This is a genomic window from Paenibacillus darwinianus, from assembly GCF_000598065.1.
Classification (GTDB): Bacteria; Bacillota; Bacilli; order Paenibacillales; family Paenibacillaceae; genus Paenibacillus_I; species Paenibacillus_I darwinianus.
This window is the reverse complement of sequence record NZ_KK082172.1, coordinates 1-3,274: the sequence shown is the minus strand read 5'-3', so window position 1 is coordinate 3,274 and position 3,274 is coordinate 1. Positions and strand designations below refer to the sequence as shown.

General features: G+C 61.1%; 4 protein-coding genes. All 4 read right to left on the bottom strand.

Translation table 11 applies throughout. The features are described 5' to 3' along the window. Positions 1–460: 460 nt before the first annotated feature. Positions 461–1,519 (bottom strand): tRNA (adenosine(37)-N6)-threonylcarbamoyltransferase complex transferase subunit TsaD, encoded by a 1,059-nt coding sequence (gene tsaD, locus BG52_RS10180; RefSeq protein WP_036585878.1) that lies wholly within the window; start codon positions 1,517–1,519, stop codon positions 461–463. Beyond that, complete coding sequence (gene rimI, locus BG52_RS10175) at positions 1,512–2,027, bottom strand: ribosomal protein S18-alanine N-acetyltransferase (RefSeq protein WP_036585876.1); 516 nt, start codon at positions 2,025–2,027, stop codon at positions 1,512–1,514. The genes tsaD and rimI overlap by 8 nt, the downstream gene beginning before the upstream one ends. A gap of 3 nt (positions 2,028–2,030) precedes the next feature. Further along, positions 2,031–2,888 (bottom strand): tRNA (adenosine(37)-N6)-threonylcarbamoyltransferase complex dimerization subunit type 1 TsaB, encoded by an 858-nt coding sequence (gene tsaB, locus BG52_RS10170; RefSeq protein WP_081793755.1) that lies wholly within the window; start codon positions 2,886–2,888, stop codon positions 2,031–2,033. Further along, positions 2,878–3,274 (bottom strand): tRNA (adenosine(37)-N6)-threonylcarbamoyltransferase complex ATPase subunit type 1 TsaE (gene tsaE, locus BG52_RS10165; protein WP_036667202.1); only part of this gene is annotated, 397 nt, incomplete at its 5' end. The genes tsaE and tsaB, both read right to left, overlap by 11 nt.

Genomic DNA, 3,274 nt, shown 5'->3' with positions numbered 1-3,274 from the left:
GGTGTCCCTGTCGTGCTCACCGTATCCGATTATGCCAACACGACTTCCGCGATGATAACCGAGCCGACCATTTCCGCGCCGACCTAACAATTACTGTGTAACAAAAATAGCTCGCCGGGTGACTTATGCTCCTGCCGACGGTTGCTCTCCCGCCGGCTCTTTCTTTCTCACCGACGCTACATTAAGTAGATGCTGTTGCTCCCCGTATTCCTTATTCAACACAACACGACAGGGCCATGCATATTTGGAACTAGAGTTTGAAATGGAGGTCTGCGTCACCTGCCAGCAGGAAAAGATCCAGCTCATCTGCTTTCTTAGAGTTGGCTGTAGGATTAAACGGAATTTCTCCTGTAATTCGGCACACTCTTCTGCAGGGAGGCGATTTGCACAGAGATTAACGGGAGTTTTTTCGACATACGCATTCCACAGCGAGCATCGGGGCAGGATAAATGTTAACTGCCTAAGCTTCTTCGCCCCGTACCGACCATTCCTCCAGCGACAGCGCCGGATCAGCCTTCATGTCGAGCGGTGAAAACTGCTGCCGCGTCCATTTCAGATGAGCGGCCGCTCCGATCATGGCCGCGTTGTCCGTGCACAGCGCATTCGGCGGAATCAGCAACGGGATGCCTTGCTCGCCGCAGCGCGCGGTCAGCGTTTCGCGCAGTCCGCGATTCGCGGCCACGCCGCCGCATAGAAGCAGCTGCTTTGCGCCGAACTCGCGCACCGCCCGCACCGCCTTCGTGGCCAACACGTCGATGACCGATTCCTGGAAGCCGCGCGCTATGGAGGGGCGAACAGGCGGCTCGCCTTTCATTTTCGACTGGTTAATCGCCGAGAGCACCGCCGATTTCAGGCCGCTGAAGCTGAAATCGTACGAATCCGGCTCGAGCCACGCACGCGGCAGCTCGTTCACTTCCGTAGCTTCATGCGCGAGTCTGTCGATATGCGGGCCGCCCGGATATGGAAATTGCAGCGCGCGGGCGACCTTGTCGTAAGCCTCGCCGACCGCATCGTCGCGCGTCCGGCCGATAATCCGGAACACGCCCTCCCGCTCCAGCAAAACCAGCTCCGTGTGGCCGCCGGATACGACAAGCGCAATTGACGGGTATACGATCTCGCCGATCAGAGCATTGGCGTAAATATGACCGGCGATGTGATGCGTGCCGATCAGCGGCAGATCGAGCGCCATTGCGAAGCTTTTGGCCGCGACGACGCCGACGAGCAAAGCGCCGACCAGTCCCGGCCCCTGCGTGACCGCAACGGCGGATAAATCGCGGGGCGCCACTCGGGACTCGCGCAGCGCCGCCTCCATCATCAGCGTGATCGTTTCGACATGCTTGCGGGAGGCGATCTCCGGCACCACACCCCCGAACTGCCGGTGCGTCTCAATCTGGCTCGATACGAGATTGGAGAGGATTTCGGTCCCGCCGCGAACGAGCGCTACCGACGTTTCATCGCAGCTCGTTTCGACTGCTAGCAGAATCCCGGTGTCCTCAGCCGCATGATGGCTGCTAGTCATTGTGGTCAGCCGCTCCTTCCTCCGCCAGGTCCGCCCACATGATTAGCGCGTCCTCCTGATTGTCTGTGTAATACTTTGGGCGCAGGCCGCTCGGCTTGAAGCCGAGCTTCCGATACAGCCGCTGCGCGACTTCGTTGGATACGCGCACCTCCAGCGTCATGGCCGTCGTGCCGTTCTCGACCGCCAGCTTCTGCAGCTCGCGCATCAGCCGCTCGCCGTAGCCATAGCCGCGCCATCCGTTTCTCACCGCAATATTGGTTACATGCGCCTCGTCTATGATCGTCCACATGCCGCCATAGCCGATGATGCATCCGTCATTGATCATGACCAGGTAACGCGCAAAATGATTATGCCTCAATTCATTGACGAATGCCTCATACGACCAAGGCGCCGTAAACACCTCGCGTTCGATCTCTACGATCGTCTGCACATCGTCGAGCGCCATGGGACGAAATTCGATTTCATCCCGTGCGCGTATCCCTGCCGCTCCGCTTGCTTGATCCGGCATCGGTCACTCCCCCCGCCGTTTGGCCAGCAGCTTCACTTCCGCTTCCGCCAGCTGGGTATAGTTCGGTACAAACGCATGCGGCTCATCAGCTTCGCCCCGCAGCAGCCGCCGTTCGCCGAGCCAGGCAATTGCGCGGCCTTCCATGACATACGGCGACTTCACCGCAACCATTCCGTGCTCCGCAAGCAGGCCGCTTAGCCGGTCCGCCGCCGCTTCGTGGAGCGACAAATCGCCCGTAATGCGAACCGCGCCAGGCGGCGAATTCGACCCGGCCGCCAAATCAGCCAGCTCTTCCACCCATTCATGCATGAGCCGAATGCCGTCATCCGCCTTGCGCGTCCAACCCTCGTCGGATGCGGCGGCACCGGCAGAAGCAGCATTGGCGCCGCCTTCGGCTTGCAGCAGCGCCGTATAAACCTGTCCCCTGCGCGCATCCATAAGCGGTACAAGCCACTCCGGCCCAGCCGTTGCATCCGCTCCGCCTCTGCCAGCGGCAACTGCGCTCCGGAATGAGCCGTAAGCCAGCGCCTCCAGGCTGGACACGCCGACAAGCGGCACATTCCAGATCCAGGACAACGTTTTGGCGACGGTGACCGCGATCCGCATGCCGGTATAGGAGCCGGGGCCCCGGCCGACCGCGATGCCCGCTAACGACTCGGGCGCCACCTTGGCCGAAACAAGCAGCTCCTTCAGCTGAGGGACGGTCTGCACCGAATGGTTTCGCTCGGCCAATGATTGCACCTCAGCCAGCACCTCTCCGCCCCGGACCACGGCGGCAGCCAGGGCGGCGGTCGACGTGTCAAGCGCCAGGATCGCGCCCGGCTTCCCGGGCGATCCCGCCATTTTCACGCTATGCGTCATGCCCGTTAGTCTCCTTCTCCGCCAATCTCCGGCACCAATCCGCGTAATGCGCGCCGAGCCCGGTTATGCGGATCGTCCGCCTTTCGTCACCCGTCCGCTCTATGACCATTTCCAGCCGCTCCGGCGGCAGCAGCTCCGGTATAAGGCTCGCCCACTCCACGATCGTCGTACCGCCGCCGAAAAAATAATCGTCCAGACCCAGCTCGTCCGCCTCGGCCTGCGACAGCCGGTACACGTCCATATGATAAAAGGGCATCGACGCCCCCTCGTATTCCTTAATTATCGTAAAGGTCGGACTGTTCACAACGACGCTCACCCCGAATGCGCGCGCAAACGCCTGGGAGAAGTACGTTTTGCCCGCGCCGAGATCGCCGTCGAGCGCGATC

Excerpts from the sequence above, each read along its gene's own strand:
- tsaD (WP_036585878.1), bottom strand. The coding sequence starts at position 1,519 with ATGACTAGCAGCCATCATGCGGCTGAGGACACCGGGATTCTGCTAGCA.
- rimI (WP_036585876.1), bottom strand. The coding sequence starts at position 2,027 with ATGCCGGATCAAGCAAGCGGAGCGGCAGGGATACGCGCACGGGATGAA.
- tsaB (WP_081793755.1), bottom strand. The coding sequence starts at position 2,888 with ATGACGCATAGCGTGAAAATGGCGGGATCGCCCGGGAAGCCGGGCGCG.